A 16,347-nucleotide genomic window follows, 5' to 3' on the forward strand; every position below is an offset into this window, starting at 1 on the left:
CCTCTCGAACGGATCAGGCGAAGCGGAGGCCGAGGCCGGCGTGCGGGGTCTCGGTGAGGACGCCGTCGGCGATACGCACCGGCGACGGATCCTGCAGGGCGTGGAGCTCGCCGAAGGCGGCGTCTTCGACGTCTTCGACGAGCGGCTCGGGGACGCCCGGCACGGCGCGCAGGCACAGGGCGAGCTGGCCCGAGAGCTCGGGCAGCAGGTGGGGGTGCACGGCGGCGCCGTACACGCCGGCGATCGCGGCGATGCCGAGGAACGGCGTGATCCCGCCGACGCGCACGATGTTCGGCTGCACGATCTGCGCCGCGCCGGTACGCAGGAAGTCGTCGAACCGGTAGACGTTGTGCAGGTTCTCGCCGACCGCGATCGGGATGCCGCTCGACGCCTTCAGGCGCTTCGAGAGCTCGAAGTGGCCGTACAGGTCGTCGGCGCGGAGGGGTTCCTCGATCCAGGCGGGCGCGACCGCGGCGAGCACCTCGAGGTTCGTCGTCGCCCGGGGCAGATCCCAGCGCTGGTTCGCATCGATCATGAGCGCGCGGTCGGGCCCGAGCACTTCGCGCACCGCCTTCATACGGTCGAGGTCTTCGGCGACGTCGGGCTTGCCGACCTTCACCTTCACGGCGTCGAAGCCGGCGTCCACCCAGCGGCGCGCCTGGGCCACCAGCTCGTCGAGCGGGTAGTGCAGGTTCACGCCCGAGCCGTAGGCACGCACGGCGGAACGCTGCGGGCCGAGCCACTGCGGCACCGACTTCCCGTCGGCGCGGGCCGCGGCATCCCAGAGGGCCAGGTCGAGCCCGGCCATCGCGATCGTGGTGATCCCGCCGCCACCCGCCTCATGCAGGTGCTGCCAGAGCGGCAGCCATCCCTCGCCGGGCTCGGCCGAGCGGCCGACGGTCCACGCGGCGATGTCGTGCGCGAGCAGCGCGTGCACCGCCTCGGCGCCGATCTGCGGCGTCCACGAGAAGCCCCAGCCCTCGGCGCCGTCCGAGCGCACCACGTGCGTCGCGACGACACCGACCGAGGTCACGTCGGCCGCCCACGGCCGGGTCAGCGGCACGCGCACGAGGCGCGCGTCGAACGACGCGACGGTGGTGCCGGACGACCCCGGCGAGCTCGCGCCGGCGGTCACAGCAGTGCTCGCCCGGCCTCGAGGATCTCGGCGAGACGCGCCTCCTGAGCCGGTGTCGGGTCTACGAGCGGAGCGCGCACCGATCCGACGGGCAGGCCGCCCAGGCGCAGGCCTGTCTTGATGAGCGAGACGCCGAAGCCGGGGGTCTCGTCGCGCAGCCGCACGAGCGGCGAGTAGAAGCCGTCGAGCAGCGCGGCGCGGCGCTCTTCGTCGCCGTCGACGTACGCGCGGTAGTACGCGTTCGCGACCTCGGGGATCATCGCGAATGCGGCCGACGAGTACAGCGGGATGCCGATGCCGCGGTACGCCCCCTGCGTGAGCTCGGCGGTGAGCAGCCCGTTGAAGAACGCGAAGTCCTCGCGCCCCTCCGTCGCGACAGCACGCACGATCTGCTGCGCGAGGCCGACGTCGCCGACGCCGTCCTTGAATCCGACGACCTTCGGGTTCTGCGCGAGCTGCCGCACCGAATCGACGGAGTACTGTGCCGTGCCGCGGTGATAGATGACGACGGGAAGATCGGATGCTGCGGCCACCGCCTCGACGTAGGCCACGAGTCCCGCCTGCGGACCGCCGACGAGGTACGGCGGCAGCACGAGCAGCGCGTCGGCGCCGGCGTCGGCCGCCGACCGCGCGAGCGTCGTCGCGTGCCCGAGCGGACCCCCGGTTCCGGCCACGACGGGAACGCGGCCGGCGACGGTCTCGGTCGCGATCCGCACGACGCGCGTCGCCTCGTCGGTCGAGAGGGCGTGGAACTCGCCCGTGCCGCACGCCGGGAAGACGCCGCCGGGGGAGTGCGCGAGCGTCGTCTCGAGGTGCTGCCGCAGCAGCGACTCGTCGACGCGGCCGTCGGTGTCGAAGGGGGTGACGGGGAAGAAGAGGATGCCGTCGAAGTTCACGCCAGCACGTCCTTTCGCGCGGAGTCGGTCGGGGTGGAGGGGGCGGCGGTCGCATCGGTGCGCGTGGGCTCGCCGAGCTCGGCGCGCCACGAGTGGGCGGGACGCCAGCCCAGCACACGCCGCGCCTTGGCGTTCGAGAATGCCGGTGCCGTGCCGGTGAGCTCGGCCGCGAGCTGGTCGGTGCCGGGTACGAACTGCGGCAGCAGCTCGGCGAGCGGCCGGCGCGCGAGCGCGTCGTCGGCGCCGACGAAGAACACCTCGGCGTTGGGGATCTCGGGCAGGGCGACGAGCAGCGTGTCGATGAACGTCGCGACGTCGCGCGCGTCGACGTAGTTGAAGAGGGCCGGGGCCGACAGTGCGGGGTCGGCCAGACGCTCGCGCACCGTGTGCCCCTGCTGGGTCGGCGCGCCCTGCCACTCTTCGGGCGCGATGACGTAGCACGGACGGAACGCCGCGAACCGGGTGGCGTCGCCGGTCTGGCGTGCGAGCATCGCGATCGTCTGCTCGGCGAGGTGCTTCGACAGCGCGTACGCGTTCCAGGGCTGCGGCGCCGTCTGCTCGTCGAGCGGGAACCGATCGGGGAGCCAGCCCGTCGGCGAGTTGTAGCCGAGGACCGTGGGACTCGATGCCGTCACGATCTTCGGGATGCCGGCGGCCACGCCGGCGGACATCACGCCCAGTGCCATCGTCGCGTTGGTCCGCAGGATGACGTCTTCGGGGGCGCTGAACGGCACCGCGATCGCCGCGAGATGGATGAGGGCGTCGGCCCGGGTTCCGGCGATCGCGCGGGCCGCAGCATCCGTATCCGTCAGATCCACGGCGATCTGCTCGAGGCCCTGCAGCTCCGCGGCGTCCGACACGGCGCGGTCGAGCGAGACCAGCTCGTGGCCCGCGGCGGCGAGTCCGGCGACGAGCGTGCGGCCCAGCCGGCCCGCGCCGCCGGTGACGGCGATGCGCGTCATGACCGGACGGCCCCGGCGCTCGCCGCGTTGCGCGCCGCGTCGTCCTGGAGGAAGCGGATGCCGAGGTCCGCGACCTTCATCGGCAGCCCGGTCTCGAGCGACCGGTTGCCCGCGATGCCGACCGCGATGGAGCGGACGCCGTCGCGCCAGTCGGCGGGGCGGGCGAGCGGGTCGTCGCCGGCGCCCTCGAAGACGTCGGCCAGGAGCAGGGCGTCGCCGCCGCCGTGCCCGTCGCTGTTGCCCTCGAGCGGCACCTCGTAGGCGGCCTCCCAGTGGCGCTGCACGATGAGCCGCTCACCCTCGGGGCGCAGCGACCCGGTGGAGGAGCCGGCGTCGACGGCCGACGGGTCGAGCACCGGGTGCAGGCCCTCATCGGCGAGCACGGCCCCGCGCTCGACGACCTCGAGCTCGGCGCGGCCGAGCGTGCCGTTGACGGCGACCCGGTACCCCTCCCACGGCGAGTGGGCGTTCAGCGAATACGAGAGGGTCGCACCCGAGGCGTAGTCGACGACGAGAGCCAGGTTGTCTTCGATGGTGATGCCCTCGCCGAACACGTCGCGGTCGCGGAGGTAGCCGTCGTGCTGCTCGGCGCCGAGGTACAGCGCGGCGAGGCGCTCGTCCGAGCGCAGGTCCAGCTCGAAGGCGTCGCCGCCGTCGTGGGTGCCGCGGGCGGGGCGCTCGCCGAGACCGCGCGCGGCGGCGTTGTCGGCGCCGTAGAACCGCAGCGCACCCGAGGCGTACACGCGGCGCGGGACGGACCGGATCCACCAGTTCACGAGGTCGAAGTGGTGGCTCGCCTTGTGCACGAGCAGCCCGCCCGAGTGCACCTTCTCGCGGTGCCAGCGGCGGAAGTAGTCGGCGCCGTGCTTGGTGTCGAGCACCCACGAGAAGTCCACCGAGGTGACCTCGCCGATCGTGCCGTCCTGGATGACCTGGCGCAGCGCGGAGTTCCGCGGCGAGTAGCGGTAGTTGAAGGTGATGACGACCTCGCGGCCGGTGCGGTCGATCGCATCCTCGATCGCCGCCGCACTCGGGCCGTCGATCGTGAGCGGCTTCTCGACCACGACGTCGGCGCCGGCGTCGAGCGCCCGCACGATGAGCGGCGCGTGCAGGTCGTCGCGGGCGCAGATGACCACGCGCTCCACCTGCTGCTCGCGGATCATCGTCTCGAGATCGTCGGGGCCGTACACCGCGGGAGCGGCGAAGCCGGCCTCGACGACACGGTCGACGTAGTACTGCGCGCGCACCGGGTTCGGCTCGCAGATCGCGACCAGGGCGGCATCGTCGGAGTAGCGCCCGACGATCGCGTCGACGTACATCTGGGCGCGGTGTCCCGCACCGACGAGGGCGTACCGGCGGTGGCTCATCTCACTCCTTCAGGAAACGTTTTCTCAGCGTAGCACGAGGTCGCAGAGAACGTTCCTCCCTGGCTCAGGCGGGGGCGGGCCCGGTCGTTCCGCGGACGGTCAGCTCGGGAAGGACGGTGGACGGATGCTGCGGCTCGGCGCCGTCGAGCAGCTCGCGCATGCGCGCCCAGGCCTGGGCGCCGAGGTCCGTCGCGGGCACGGCCGCGGTCGTCAGCGGCGGAGTCGTGTACCGCGCGAACGGGATGTCGTCGAACCCCACGATCGAGAGGTCTTCGGGAACGCGGCATCCATCCGCCTGCACGGCGCTCAGGAGGCCCATCGCCACGAGGTCGTTGAAGGCGAGGGCGGCCGTCGCGCCCGACGCGCGCACGGCCGCACCTGCGGCGGCGCCGGCCTCGAAGTCGACGCCGCACGGGATCTCGGACACCTCGGTGTCGGGGTGCTCGGCGACGAACGACGCGATCGCCTCGAGGCGCGCGGTGTTGGCGACGCTGCCCGGCGCCCCGGCGAGGAAGACGATGCGCCGGTGCCCGAGGTCGTGAAGGTGGGTGAGCTCGGCGGCGAGGGCGGTGCGGTAGTCCGCGCGCACGTACGGCACGTCGCCGGCGGCGCGGTTGATGAGCACGACGGGCCGCAGGCCGCCGACGAGACGGTCGAGCTCGTCCTGCGGCAGGCGCGGCGCGCAGAGGATGACGCCGTCGGTGCGCCGGCGAGTGGTGCCAGCGAGCACCCGCTCCTCTTCGACGGATTCCGCCGAGTCCGCGACGAGCACGTGGTAGTCGTCGGCCGCGGCCGCGCGGCTGAGTCCGCGGAGGATCGCCTGGAACGTCGGGTTGCCGAGGTCGGGCACGATGACCGCGACCGTCTGCGTGCGACCGAGCACCAGGCTGCGGGCGACGGGGCTCGCGGTGTAGTCGAGCTCGGCGGCGGCGTCCTTCACGCGCTCGGCGAGAGCGGGGTCGACCGTGGGGTTGCCGTTCAGCGCGCGGGACACCGTCGACAGCGACACGCCTGCCCGTGCGGCGACGTCGGCGATGGTGACGCGCGTCGAGCGGTCGGCGCGGGGCGGTCGAGGCATCCGTGTGTCTCCCTGGGTCTCGGCGCGCTCAGCCTACCCGGAAGCGTTTCCCCGTTCCGCCACCGCGCGCGGCGGGGCTTCCCGCGAGTCGCGGGAGCGGCGCACGCTCCTCAGCCGCGCGGCGGCGTGCTGCCCCGCACGATGACCTCGAGTGGGAGCTGCGGCTCGGCGGCATCCCACTCCGGGTCGGTGGCGGCGTGCAGGGCGCGGTAGCCCAGATCCTCGAGCGGGACGCGCACCGTCGTGAGACCGGGACGGATGTCGCGGCCCGTGGCGATGTCGTCGAAGCCGGCGACCGCGATGTCGGCGCCGACCTGGCGTCCGGCGTCGCGCACCGCCGACATGATGCCGATCGCGACCACGTCGCTGATGCCGAAGATCAGCGTGCCCGCGGGCACGTCGCCCTGCAGCAGCTCGGACGCCGCCGCGTAGCCGGCGTCGCGCGTGAAGCCGGCGCGCCGGACGTCGCGCACGGTGCCGCCCGCGGCGGTGAAGCCCTCGGTGAATCCGTCGAGGCGGTCGTCGGAGGTGCGGATGCCCTCGGCCGCCGCGAGCACGATGGCATCGCGATAGCCGAGGCGCGCGAGTTCGGTGCCGAGCGACGCCGCGCCGCCGCGGTTGTCGACGGCGACCGACCGGGCGCTGCCGCCGCCCGGGCCGACGACGACGACGCGACCGCCCATGCCCGAGAACGCCTCGAGCTCGCCCTGGAGCCCCACGGCGTCGGGGCCTTCGACGCGGGAGGCCGCGAGGATGAGCCCGCGCGGGCGCTGGCCGCGCAGGGCCCGCACGAGTTTGACCTCGCGCTGCGGATCGCGCTCGGTGATCGCGATCGTCACGACCAGGCCGGCCTCGTCGGCGCCGCGCGCGACGCCGGAGGCGAGCTGGCCGAAATAGGGGTCGGCGATGTCGGCGACCAGGAGTGCGACGATGGCGGCGGTGCCTCGCGCGGTGGCCTGGGCGGAGAGATTGGCCGTGTAGCCGAGCTTCTCGGCGGCGGCCTCGACGCGCTCGCGGTAGCTCTCGGCCACCTTGCGCGTCGAGCCGTTGAGCACCCGTGACGCGGTCGCGAGCGAGACCCCGGCCTCGCGCGCGACATCGTGAAGGGTGGCGGCGCCTCGGGCAGGCGCGATGATGTCGCTCACAGGCCAGAGTCTAGAGCCTGCGTCCGGTTCCGGCGATAGATTGGGAAGCGATTTCCCAATCCTTTTCCCCAGTTGAGGAACGACATGCCCCGCACTGCAGAGCCGCAGTTCGCCGCTGCCGCGGACGTCCGCCTCGCCGGCGCCGATCTCGAGGCGCAGCGCACCGTCAGCGCGACGCTCCGACGGATCGATCCCGAGCGCCTTCTGGCGCCGTTCCGCCGTGAGGCGGGGCTGCCCGCGCGGGCCGAGAACTACGGCGGGTGGGAGTCCGACGGCCTCGACGGCCACACCGCCGGCCACGTCCTGTCGGCCGCGAGCACGCTGGCGGCGTCGGGGGACGCCGACGCGGCGGCGCTCGTGCGGACGCTGGTGCGCAGCATCCGTGAATGTCAGCTCGCGACCGGATCGGGTTACGTCGGCGGCGTGCCCGACGGCGAGGCGCTGTGGGACGAACTGCGCGCGGGGCGCGTCGAGGCCGGCGCGTTCCACCTCAACGGGCGCTGGGTGCCGCTGTACAACCTGCACAAGATCCTCGCCGGGCTCGTCGACGCCGTCGAGCTCATGGGAGACGCCACCGCGCGCGAGGCACTCGAGCAGCTTGGCGCGTGGTGGCTGCGGGTGACCGGTGCGCTCGACGACGAGGCGTTCGAGCGCGTCCTCGAGTGCGAGTTCGGCGGCATGACCGAGGCCTTCGCGCGACTGGCGCTGGTGCTGCAGGATGCCGCGTACCTGCGCCTCGCGCGCCGCTTCGCGCGGCGCGGGCTCGTGGAGCCGCTGGCCGCCGGCCGCGACGAGCTCGACGGGCTGCACGCCAACACGCAGATCCCGGTGGCCGTGGGCTTCGCGACCATCGAGCGTGCGGCGCGCACGCTCGCCCCCGAGCTGCTGCCCGACATCGAGGCGCGCGAGGGCGCCGCGGCGCGCGTGTTCTTCGACCGCGTCGCGCGGCACCGCAGTGCCGCGATCGGCGGCGACAGCGTGCGCGAGCACTTCCCTCAGGACTTCGCGAGCATGTTCATCGCGCGCGAGGGCCCCGAGACCTGCAACACGCACAACATGGTCAAGCTCGCCGCCGAACTGCACCAGCTCACCGGCGACGACGCCTACCTGCTGTGGGCCGAGCGCGCGCGGGCGAACCACCTGCGCTCCGCGCAGCACCCCGGCCACGGCGGACTCGTGTACTTCACGCCGCAGCGACCCGCGCACTACCGCGTCTACTCGCCTGAGGCAGAAGGCTTCTGGTGCTGCATGGGATCGGGCTTCGAGGCGCAGGCGCGTCACGGTGCGCTCGTGTACGCGGTCGACGGCGACGAGGTCCGCGTCAACGCCCTCGTGCCGTCGCGCGCCGCGCTCGGCGGCGTCGAGGTCACGGTCGACGCGGACACCACCGACCCGTCCTGCCTCCGCGCCACGATCGAGGTGCGCGCGGCCCGGCCCGTGCGCCTGGCCGTGCTCGTCCCGGACTGGGTCGACGGCGACGCGGCCGTCGTCATCGAGGGAGCGGCGGAGACGGATGCCGCCACCGCAGCCGCGGGCACGCGCGCGATGATCGCGCTCGGTGCCGGATCGTCCGTCGTGACCGTGACGCTCCCGCGCCGGCTGCGGTTCGAGCGTCCCGCCGACGGGTCGGCGTGGGCCTGGATCGTCGACGGCCCCGAGGTGCTGGCCGAGCGGCTCCCCGACGACGACGACGACGTCGCGTACCGCGGCACGGGGGCGCGCATGGGGCACATCGCCGTCGGGCCGCTCCGCGCTCTCGCCGAGACCCCCGTGCTCGCCCCCGACGCGCTCGCGCACGCGGTGCGGCTCGGCGCCGGCCGGGTGCGCGTGCCCACGGCCGACGGCGGCGCGGTCGAGCTCGAGGCCTTCGCCGGCATCCACGATGCGCGGTACACGCTGTCGTGGCCGGTCGCCGACGATGCCGGGGCGGACTCCGTCGCCGGCCGTCGCGCCGAGCTCGAGCGGATCGACGCCGCGTCACTCGGGCTCGAGGCCCGCACCCGCGACGTCGTGGCGTTCGGCGAACAGCAGCCCGAGTCCGACCACGGCCTGACCGCGTCCGACGAGGAGGTCGGCGTGCGGACAGACGCCCGCTGGCGCCGCACGCGCGGGGCGATCACGGTGATCCTGCGCGACTGGAGCGGCACGGCCGAGACGCTGCGCGTGTCGTGGCTGGGCGGCGACGAAGACGCGCACCTGCGGCTCACGGTGGGGGAGTCCGTGGTGTTCGACGAGGCGGTGCCTGCGGGTTCGGGTGACGCGACGCGCGAGGTGCCGCTGGGCGCAGCGACCGGCGCGGTCGAACTCGCTGTGCGCCTCGAAGCGGCGGGTGCCGCGACGCCGCGCCTGCGCGAGGTGCGCCTCCTCGCCGCCGCCTCCGACCGCTGAGCCCCGCGGGCCCAGGAACGACGAAGCGCCCGTGGGGGCCAAGAACCCCACGGGCGCTCCGGACTTCGGGCGACGTCAGCTCGTGACGCGCGCTCGCAGATGGGGCGAGACGGATGCTGCGAACCCGGCGGCGGTGCGCTGCACGGCGACGAGCGCGTCGGTGGCCCAGATCTCCTCGTTGAAGATCTCGACCTCGATGTCGCGGTCGTAGCCCGTGGCCTCGACGGCCTCGGTCAGCGACGCGAAGTCGATGACCCCGTCGCCGGGGTAGTGGCGGCTGAGGAGCGGGTCCGCGGCCAGCGGCGTCTTCCAGTCGCACACCTGGTACGTCGCGATGCGACCCTCGCGGCCCGCACGCGCGATCGACGACAGCACGTCGGGGTCCCACCAGATGTGGAACGTGTCGACGGTCGCGCCCACGACCGCCGGGTCGAAGTCCGCGGCGATGTCGAGCGCCTGCCCGAGAGTCGAGACGACGCAGCGGTCGGACGCGTACATCGGGTGCAGCGGCTCGATGGCGAGCGTCACACCCGCGGCCGCAGCATCCGGAGCAAGCTCGCCGATGGCGTCGCGCACCCGCTCGCGCGCGCCCGCCAGGTCGCGCGACCCCTCGGGCAGCCCGCCCGCGACGAGCACGAGGATCGCGGTCGACCCCTCGGCGCCGGCGGCGGCGAGCGTCGCGGCCTCTTCGATCGCGACGCGGTTGTCGTCGATCGACGCGCGACGCGCGGGGCCTTCGGGCATCGTGAAGAAGCCCGAGCGGCAGTGCGTCGTGAAGCGCAGGCCGGAGTCGGTCAGCATCGAGGCGGCCGTCGCGAGACCCACCTCCTGCACCGGCTCGCGCCACAGGCCGATCGCCGCCACGCCCGCCTCGGCGGTCACGCGCAGTGCGGTCGCGAGGTCGGCGTACTTGATGGTGGCCTGGTTGATCGACAGGCGCGGGTCGACGGTGCTCATGCGATCACCCCGGGAACATCGATGCCGTTGTGGCGCAGCATCCCGTGCCAGCGGATCGCCGCGAGCTCGGGGCGCTCGAAGGCGAGCGAGGAGTTCGCGAGCTCGACGATGCGCGACAGGTGCGGAAGGCTCCGCGCCGAGTGTAGGCCGCCGACCATCTGGAACGCCGGCTGGTGGCCGTTGAGCCACGACAGGAACGCGACGCCGGTCTTGTAGTAGAACGTCGGCGCGGCGAACACCTGGCGGCTGAGCTCCTCGGTGGGGCCGAGGATCTCGAGGTACCGGGCGGGGTCGCCGGCGTCGAGCGCCTGGATCGCGGCCGACGCGACCGGCGTGATGGCGGCGAACGCGCCGAGGAGGGCGTCGGAGTGCTGACGCGGGCTCTCGGGGTTCCGCTCCGGCTGCGTCGCGTCGGGCACGTCCTGCCCGCCGATGAGGCCGACGTAGTTGAAGTCGTCGCCGGTGAACATGCGGACGCCCTCGGGGAGGCGCTCGCGCACCGACACCTCGGAGGCGGCGTCGAGCAGGCTCATCTTGACGCCCGCGACCTTGGCGACGTTCTCCTCGATGATCTCGAGCAGCACCGCCGACGCCTCGCGCCAGTCGGGGGATCCGAAGTAGCCCTCGAGCACCGGGTCGAACGCCGTGCCCAGCCAGTGCAGCACGACGGGTCCGGACGCCGCGGCGAGGACCTCGCGGTACACGTGGCGGTAGTCGTCTGCCGACTCCGCGACGCGCGCCAGGTGGCGCGACGCCATGAGCACCGGACCCGCGCCCTGCTCCTCGGTGAAGTGGAGCTGCTCCTTGTAGGCGTCGATCACTTCCTGCAGCGAGATGCGCTCGGCCTCGACGTGGTCGGTGTTGACGCCGACCACGACCGAGCCGCCCTCTTCGCGGGCGACCTCGGCCGACCGCGCGATGAGGTCGCGCGTCGCGGCCGCATCGAGGCCCATGTTGCGCTGGGCGGTGTCCATGGCGTCGGCGACGCCGAGACCCCACGAGTACACCGCGCGGCGGAAGTCCAGCGTCGCGTCCCAGTCGATCTCGGCCGGCTGACCCGGGGTGTTGTCGGCCCAGGTCTTGGGCACGACGTGGGCGGCGGCATACGCCACGCGGCTCTTCAGCGCGCCCTCGGGCTTGGTGTAGCCCGGTGACTCGTTCAGCTCGACGGCCGAGAAGACCCCGGCGTCGGAGAGAAGGGTGAGCTTCGGCATCCGTTCCCCGATCAGTCCAGCGAGAGCGTCGGCAGCTCGACCTTGCGGCCCTCGCGGCTCGACTGCAGGCCGGCCTCGGCGAGCAGCACGCCGCGCGCGCCCGACAGCAGGTCGAACTCGTACGGGGTGTCGAGCACGTACGACTCGAGGAACTCCTCCCACTGCTGGCGGAAGCCGTTCTGGAACACGTCGTTCGTCGGAACCTCGGCCCAGTCGGCGTCGTAGTCGTGGTCGTCGGCCAGGTCGGGGTTCCAGACCGGCTTCGGGGTGGCGTTGCGGTGCTGGATCTTCGCGCCGAACAGGCCCACGACGGCCGAGCCGTGTGTGCCGTCGACGTGGAACTCGACGAGCTCGTCACGGTTCACGCGCACGGTCCACGACGAGTTGATTTGCGCGACGATGTCGCCGTCGAGCTCGAAGATGCCGTAGGCGGCGTCCTCGGCGGTGGCGGTGTAGTGCTCGCCCTGCTCGTCCCAGCGGTCCGCGATGTGCACGGCGGCCTGCGCGTAGACGGTCTTGACCTCGCCGAACAGGTTCTCGAGCACGTAGTTCCAGTGCGGGAACATGTCGACGATGATGCCGCCGCCGTCCTCGGCGCGGTAGTTCCACGAGGGGCGCTGGGCGGGCTGCCAGTCGCCCTCGAACACCCAGTAGCCGAACTCGCCGCGCACCGAGAGGATGCGGCCGAAGAAGCCCGAGTCGATGAGGCGCTTGAGCTTCTGGAGGCCCGGCAGGTACAGCTTGTCGTGCACGACGCCGGTCTTGACGCCGGCCTCCTGCGCGAGCTTCGCGAGCTCGAGGGCCTCGTCGACAGTCTCGGCCGTGGGCTTCTCGGTGTAGATCGTCTTGCCGGCGGCGATCGCCTTGCGCAGGGCCGACGCGCGCGCCTTGGTCACGAGGAAGTCGGCGTAGATCTCCCAGCGCGGGTCGGCGAGGGCGGCGTCGAGGTCGGTCGTGTAGTCCTCGATGCCGTGCTTGGCGGCGAGGTCGGCGAGCTTGGCCTCGCTGCGGCCGACGAGCAGCGGCTTGACGGTCACGCGCGTGCCGTCGGAGAGCTCGATGCCGCCCTGGTCGCGGATCGCGAGGATCGAGCGCACCAGGTGCTGGCGGTACCCCATGCGGCCCGAGACGCCGTTCATGATGATGCCGATCTCACGCACGGTGGGACGGACGGATGCTTCGGCCGAGGCCGGGGCGAGAGTCGTGTCGGTCACGGGGTCCTGCTTTCTGCTCTGAAGGCTGTGGGTACCCGGCTGCGGTATCGGAACCGATCAGGTGGGTAAACGCTTTCCAATAGTGTGCCACAGCGATCGGATGGTGCGCAAGCGCTTTCCCGCAGCATCCGATCATCGTTCGGTCAGGCGCGCAAGAGCCTGCACCCGTGCGGCTCGAGCGCCACCTGCACGACCGAGCTGCCGGGGGCGACGCCGCGCGCGGCATCCGACTGCTCGTGCACGGCTTCGACGGAGAGGGATGCCCCGTCCCACACGTCCACGACGGAAGCCGGCGCGGGTCCGAGCCCGAGGGAGCGGGTGTCGAACGGCACGTCCCGCGCCTCGTCGGCGGTGTTGAAGACCGCGGCCCAGCGTGTGTCGCCGCGGGACGCGGTCCAGACCACGAGGTCGTTCTCGCGCAGCAGTTCGCGGTTGCCGCGGGAGTCGCGCAGCACCTCGAGCACGTCGTCGTTCTGGAACAGCGCGATCGTCTCGGGCGCGCTCGTCGGCAGGTCGCCGCCGATCATGAGCGGGGAGCGCGCCATGACCCACAGGGTGACGAGCGTCCGGCGCTCGGCGAGCGTGAGGGCGCCCTCCCGCGGCTCGCCGCGTTCGGCGCGCAGGCCGATGCGGCCGAGCGGCAGCATGTCGGCGTCGGGCCAGTCGTCCGGGCCGGCGAACGGCGCCCAGCGGGCGAGGCGCGCGAAGTTCGCCTCGACGTCGTCCCACCGGTCCCACAGGTCGTCGCAGATGCGCCACATCGTGGCGTGTGCGCGCAGGTGGTCGAGGTGTGCGGCCGACAGGTCGCGGCCGGGCGACAGCGACAGCGCGATCGGGCGCGGCGCGGTCTCGATCGCGGTCGAGAGGGCCTCGATCTCGGTGGCCTGATACGGCCACAGCATGTCGTCGGCCTTGATGAAATCGACGCCCCACTGCGCGTACTGGTCGGCGATCGAGTGGTAGTAGGCCGCCGCGCCGGGCAGGCGGTGATCGAGCCCGACGTAGTGCGGGTTCCACTCGCACGCGTTGCCGGGCTCGGCGATGCCCATAGCGGTCGCCTCGACGCCCAGCACGGGCAGGTCGCGGTCGACCGCGATCCGGGGGATCCCGCGCATGATGTGGATGCCGAACTTCAGCCCCAGCCCGTGGATGCGTGCGGCGAGCGGCCCGAAGCCGGCGCCGCCGGCCGCCGACGGGAAGCGCACCGGGTCCGGCTGGACGCGGCCGTACTCGTCGATCACGAGCGGGGCGGACTCGTTGTAGCCGTGCGACCGCGCGGTGGGATCCGCCCAGTCGATGTCGACGACGATCGTGTCCCATCCGTGCGCGAGCAGGTGCTCGGCCATGAACTCGGCGTTCGCGAGCACCTCGGCCTCGGTCACGGTGGTGCCGTACGAGTCCCAGCTGTTCCAGCCCATCGGCGGGGTGGCGGTCTTACGCAGCGTCATCGCTGTCTCTTCCTGTCGGTCCGGGTCAGCGGATCTCGCGCCACAGGGCGCGCTGTTCGATGCGGGCATCGTCGAGGGCGCACAGGACGCCCGTCGACCCCGCGAGGCGGTCCGCCGCGTCGGCCGGCAGGTGCACGCCCGTGTCTCGTCGCAGCGGAAGGAGGTGCAGCTCGATGCGCGCACCCGGCCCGGCGCCGAGGTCGCGGAGGTTCGCAACGAGCTCCGAGCCGTCCCAGAACCGGTCTGTCGCGGTCACGCCGTCGACGCGCAGCTGTGCGACGTCACCCGCCCACCGCACCCGCAGCACCGCGTCGTCGTCGAGTCCGTCGGGGACCTCGAGGCCGTACACCGCCGCGTGGGCGTCGAACACGGCGTCGTCGGGCGCGGCATGCCGGCCGTCGCGCGAGCCGTAATCGCCGGACGGCAGCGTCGCCTCCCGCAAGCGCGAGGAGGGAACGGATGCCGCGACCGCAGCGCCGTCCGCGTGCTCCCAGTCCGGCGTGCGCCAGGTGCCGTCGACGTACTCCCGCACCTCGGGTCGCCCGCCGCTCGCGCGCACCGAGACCTGCCCCGCGGCATCCCACGTGAGCTCGTCGGCCGCGACGAAGAGCCGCCGCCCGCCGGCCGCGGCGTCGACGACCCACACGCGGGGCGCGTCGGCGGCCGCGAGCACGAGCACCTCCAGCGCCGCGCCGTCGGCCTCTTCGATGCGCACCGACGCACCCGGGGTCACGGCGTGGGCGAAGCCGTCGTGCGCGACCTCGACGGGAATGCCCGCGTCTTCGATCAGCACGAGCGTCGGAGGGGTGCTCGCCGAGCCCAGCAGCACCGTGAGCGCCGAGGCCGTGGCCCAGTCGATCCTGACGCCGGCGACCTCGAGCCCGAGCGGCCAGCGCGCGAGGGTGCCCGGCGCGATGTCGACCGGCGCGCTCGGCAGCTCGACCGTGCCGCGGCTCGTGTCGATGCCGAAGCGTGCGCCGCGATACGTCGCCGGCGGCACATGCGGCTGATGCCACCCGATGAAGAGGAACCCCGCACCGTCGTCGGACCGCACCGCCCAGCGGAGGGTCTCGGCGTCCTCGACGCCCGACGGTCGCACCTCGGGCAGGTGCGACGCCATCGGCGCGAGCCGCTCGCCGAACGCCTCGACGAACGCGTGCTGCAGGCGCAGGGCCGCATGGCTCGGCGCCGTGCGGCCGGACTCGCCGATCGGCGCGTGGAAGTCGTAGCTCAGCCGCGTCATGTCGTTGGGGTAGCCCGTGGCCTGCGTCTCTTCGAGGCCCGGCCCGGGGTTCGTGCCCCCGGCGTACATGTAGTAGCCCTGCCACGCCGAGCCGCTGCCGAGCTTGGCGTGTGCGACCGCGGCGATGTCGAGCGCGTCGAGGCGCGGCCGGCGGTGGTACGCCGTGGCCATGCCGCCGCCGAGCTCGCACGTCGCGGCGGGGAACCACGGCGACAGCTCGGAGCGGCGGCCGGCCTCCTCGCCGCGCACGTCCGCGCCGATGCCGGGGTCGTCCCAGGTGTCGGAGAAGAAGTAGTGTGCCCGGAACGTCGGGTCCCACGGCTCGCCGGGGTCGACCCAGAAGCCGTCGCCGTACCCGCCCCACAGCGGCAGCACCTCGGGGTCCGGCAGATCCGCGCCGCCCCACGCCGTCGCGGTCCACAGCGGCGCGGACAACCCGGCCTCGCGCGCCAGCCCCTTGAGGGTGGCGAGGTGGCCGGGCTGGTCGTACAGCTCGTTGTCGAGCTGGATCCCGAGCACGGTCTCCGGCGTGCAGCGGCCGTCGAGCGCGGCCGCGAGCCGGCCGAACCACTCCCGGACGAGCTCGAGGTAGGCGGGGTCGTCGGTGCGATGCTCCACCGGCAGCTGCTGCACCCAGTCGGGGAAGCCGCCGTTGCGCATCTCGCCGTGCGCCCAGGGCCCGATCCGCAGGATGATCTCGAGGCCCTCGGCGCGCACGGCGTCGACGAAGGCCGCGACGTCGTAGCGCCCGTCGAAGCGGGTCTGGCCGCGCACCGGCTCGTGGTGCAGCCAGAACACGTAGGTCGACACGACCGAGATGCCCCCGGCGCGCATCAGCCGCAGCCGCTCGGTCCACCGCTCGCGCGGCACCCGCGTGTAGTGCAGCTCGCCCGACACCGGCAGCCACGGTCGCCCGTCGCGCAGCAGCGCGCGGCTGGTGAGGGAGAGTCCGGGGCGGACATCCTCGGTGTTGGCCATCGCGGGCCGGAGCTCCGCGCGGGGCCGGCCGGTGGCGTCGGCGCGCAGCATCCGTGTCCGTTCCGTGGTCGGGGTGTGAGGAGGGGAGGAGATGTGAGGAGGGGAGGAGAGGATGCCGGCCGAGGATCCTCCGCCGGCCACTTCTCCTCCGCTCGTCGCGGTCATGCGAGCCGGACCGCCGTCCACGACACGGCCGGCAGTGCCAGCGACAGCAGGTCGCCGTCGATGGATGCCTCGGCCTCGCGCACGCCGACACGCTCACGGTCCTCGAGGGTGTTGGCCGCGTACAGGTCGTCGTCGTGCAGCAGGTGCGACTCGACGA

At 73.2% G+C, this 16,347-nt stretch carries 12 protein-coding genes; 1 reads left to right on the forward strand and 11 read right to left on the reverse strand.

Going from position 1 to position 16,347, the window contains the following annotated elements; all coding sequences use genetic code 11:
* Nucleotides 1-13 precede the first annotated feature (13 nt).
* From ACFC1I_RS20330 to ACFC1I_RS20355, 6 genes are all read right to left on the reverse strand, one after another.
* Nucleotides 14-1,135: a mandelate racemase/muconate lactonizing enzyme family protein gene (locus ACFC1I_RS20330; RefSeq protein ID WP_376013744.1), complete on the reverse strand. Its 1,122-nt coding sequence runs from the start codon at nt 1,133-1,135 to the stop codon at nt 14-16.
* A complete protein-coding gene (locus ACFC1I_RS20335; protein WP_376013747.1) occupies nt 1,132-2,031 on the reverse strand; it encodes a 5-dehydro-4-deoxyglucarate dehydratase in 900 nt (299 codons plus the stop codon). The genes ACFC1I_RS20330 and ACFC1I_RS20335 overlap by 4 nt, the downstream gene beginning before the upstream one ends.
* Entirely contained in the window at nt 2,028-2,993 is a 966-nt protein-coding gene (locus ACFC1I_RS20340) for an NAD-dependent epimerase/dehydratase family protein (RefSeq protein WP_376013750.1), read from the reverse strand. Before ACFC1I_RS20340 ends, ACFC1I_RS20335 begins: the two co-directional genes overlap by 4 nt.
* Entirely contained in the window at nt 2,990-4,360 is a 1,371-nt protein-coding gene (locus tag ACFC1I_RS20345) for a Gfo/Idh/MocA family protein (RefSeq protein ID WP_376013752.1), read from the reverse strand. Before ACFC1I_RS20345 ends, ACFC1I_RS20340 begins: the two co-directional genes overlap by 4 nt.
* Before the next feature lie 64 nt (nt 4,361-4,424).
* On the reverse strand, nt 4,425-5,438 hold the full coding sequence (locus ACFC1I_RS20350; RefSeq protein ID WP_376013755.1) for a LacI family DNA-binding transcriptional regulator: 1,014 nt from the start codon (nt 5,436-5,438) through the stop codon (nt 4,425-4,427).
* A 110-nt stretch (nt 5,439-5,548) separates the two neighbouring features.
* Nucleotides 5,549-6,583 (reverse strand): LacI family DNA-binding transcriptional regulator, encoded by a 1,035-nt coding sequence (locus ACFC1I_RS20355; protein WP_376013757.1) that lies wholly within the window; start codon nt 6,581-6,583, stop codon nt 5,549-5,551.
* An 84-nt stretch (nt 6,584-6,667) separates the two neighbouring features.
* Between ACFC1I_RS20355 and ACFC1I_RS20360 the strand changes: the two genes are divergently transcribed.
* Complete coding sequence (locus ACFC1I_RS20360; protein WP_376013759.1) at nt 6,668-8,971, forward strand: beta-L-arabinofuranosidase domain-containing protein; 2,304 nt, start codon at nt 6,668-6,670, stop codon at nt 8,969-8,971.
* 75 nt (nt 8,972-9,046) lie between these two features.
* Here the strand turns inward: ACFC1I_RS20360 and ACFC1I_RS20365 are convergent, their stop codons facing one another.
* From ACFC1I_RS20365 to ACFC1I_RS20385, 5 genes are all read right to left on the reverse strand, one after another.
* A complete protein-coding gene (locus tag ACFC1I_RS20365) occupies nt 9,047-9,928 on the reverse strand; it encodes a sugar phosphate isomerase/epimerase family protein (RefSeq protein ID WP_376013761.1) in 882 nt (293 codons plus the stop codon).
* Nucleotides 9,925-11,142 carry a dihydrodipicolinate synthase family protein gene (locus tag ACFC1I_RS20370; protein WP_376013763.1) on the reverse strand — a complete coding sequence of 406 codons (1,218 nt, stop codon included), beginning with the start codon at nt 11,140-11,142 and terminating at the stop codon, nt 9,925-9,927. Before ACFC1I_RS20370 ends, ACFC1I_RS20365 begins: the two co-directional genes overlap by 4 nt.
* 11 nt (nt 11,143-11,153) lie before the next feature.
* The gene (locus ACFC1I_RS20375) at nt 11,154-12,356 is read right to left on the reverse strand and encodes a Gfo/Idh/MocA family protein (protein WP_376013765.1); all 1,203 of its coding nucleotides are present in this window, start codon (nt 12,354-12,356) and stop codon (nt 11,154-11,156) included.
* Between the two features lie 143 nt (nt 12,357-12,499).
* Nucleotides 12,500-13,804, reverse strand: a complete 1,305-nt coding sequence (locus ACFC1I_RS20380; protein ID WP_376013767.1) for an alpha-galactosidase — start codon at nt 13,802-13,804, stop codon at nt 12,500-12,502.
* 25 nt (nt 13,805-13,829) lie between these two features.
* The gene (locus tag ACFC1I_RS20385; protein WP_376013770.1) at nt 13,830-16,076 is read right to left on the reverse strand and encodes a beta-galactosidase; all 2,247 of its coding nucleotides are present in this window, start codon (nt 16,074-16,076) and stop codon (nt 13,830-13,832) included.
* Nucleotides 16,077-16,347: the final 271 nt, after the last annotated feature.

It is taken from the genome of Microbacterium sp. NPDC056044, assembly GCF_042267145.1.
Classification (GTDB): domain Bacteria; phylum Actinomycetota; class Actinomycetes; order Actinomycetales; family Microbacteriaceae; genus Microbacterium.

Excerpts from the sequence above, each read along its gene's own strand:
- ACFC1I_RS20340 (WP_376013750.1), bottom strand. The coding sequence starts at position 2,993 with ATGACGCGCATCGCCGTCACCGGCGGCGCGGGCCGGCTGGGCCGCACG.
- ACFC1I_RS20345 (WP_376013752.1), bottom strand. The coding sequence starts at position 4,360 with ATGAGCCACCGCCGGTACGCCCTCGTCGGTGCGGGACACCGCGCCCAG.
- ACFC1I_RS20350 (WP_376013755.1), bottom strand. The coding sequence starts at position 5,438 with ATGCCTCGACCGCCCCGCGCCGACCGCTCGACGCGCGTCACCATCGCC.
- ACFC1I_RS20360 (WP_376013759.1), top strand. The coding sequence starts at position 6,668 with ATGCCCCGCACTGCAGAGCCGCAGTTCGCCGCTGCCGCGGACGTCCGC.
- ACFC1I_RS20365 (WP_376013761.1), bottom strand. The coding sequence starts at position 9,928 with ATGAGCACCGTCGACCCGCGCCTGTCGATCAACCAGGCCACCATCAAG.
- ACFC1I_RS20370 (WP_376013763.1), bottom strand. The coding sequence starts at position 11,142 with ATGCCGAAGCTCACCCTTCTCTCCGACGCCGGGGTCTTCTCGGCCGTC.
- ACFC1I_RS20380 (WP_376013767.1), bottom strand. The coding sequence starts at position 13,804 with ATGACGCTGCGTAAGACCGCCACCCCGCCGATGGGCTGGAACAGCTGG.
- ACFC1I_RS20385 (WP_376013770.1), bottom strand. The coding sequence starts at position 16,076 with ATGCTGCGCGCCGACGCCACCGGCCGGCCCCGCGCGGAGCTCCGGCCC.